Source organism: Paenibacillus sp. 23TSA30-6, assembly GCF_014858585.1.
Classification (GTDB): domain Bacteria; phylum Bacillota; class Bacilli; order Paenibacillales; family Paenibacillaceae; genus Paenibacillus.
The window spans coordinates 1-943 of sequence record NZ_SLTL01000094.1 but is presented as its reverse complement, the minus strand read 5'-3'; the positions used below and the strand labels follow the sequence as shown (position 1 = coordinate 943).

General features: G+C 46.8%; 1 protein-coding gene. It reads right to left on the bottom strand.

What is annotated here, in order from left to right; translation table 11 throughout:
• The coding region (locus E0698_RS26230) for an IS1182 family transposase (RefSeq protein ID WP_192513429.1) at nt 1-859 on the bottom strand (859 nt) is incomplete at its 3' end.
• Nucleotides 860-943: the final 84 nt, after the last annotated feature.

Here is a 943-nt window from a genome sequence, read left to right as displayed (position 1 = left end):
CACGGCAAATCGGCGTTGTCAAATAACCCGAATCCAGGGCGACGGCTTCCACCTGGAAACCAAAACGCTCTCTCTGGCGGTCCAAACGCGACAAATAAGGAACGGAATCATGTACATTCCCCGGCGTCACGTGCACGTCGGTAATCACATTGTATTTGGTATCCACCGTACGGTGGTCCAGGTAAAAAAAGCCTTCAGGTTTGCCGTCACGAATCATATAGCCACTATCGGGATCGGTTTTGCTCACTTTAACCTCTTTTTCTTCGTTCACTTCCTCTCGGGATTTTAGCGCTTTTTTTCCATGGTTTCTCCGGTCTTCCGTCACCGCTGCATTGAGCTCGTCCATGTAGTCCTTGGTATTCTGCAGTACCTGTTCTTTGGTGTACTGGTGTTTGTTCGCATTCGCTTTCACGTGCGTCGAATCGGTCACCAGAACGCGTCCGCCCACCATCCGGTGTGAGATCGCCTGCAGGACAATTTCATCGAAAATATCCTGAAAGATCGTGGTGTCCTTAAAACGGGTCCGGCGATTCCAGCTAATGGTCGTATGGTCTGGAACTTTATCGGTTAAACCCAGCCCCAAAAACCAGCGATAAGCCAAGTTCGTCTGAATTTCTCGCTCAAGTTGCCGTTCTGAGCGAATGCCATAGAAATAACCGAGAAAGATCATTTTAAACAACACGGTAGGATCGATGGCAGGACGCCCGTTGTTCGCACAATACAGCGGGCTTACCTTCTCATGAATAAAGGAGAAGTCTATATATTTATCAACTTTGCGAAGCAAATGATCTTGCGGTACCAGTTCTTCCAGGGAAACGAATTCAAAGGATTGTTGTTTGTCTCGATGAGATCGCAGCATACGAACACCGTCCGTTCTATACAATAGTTACCTATATTATACAACATTAACGCGGTGTCGTCTTAAACAAAATCAACATAAAAA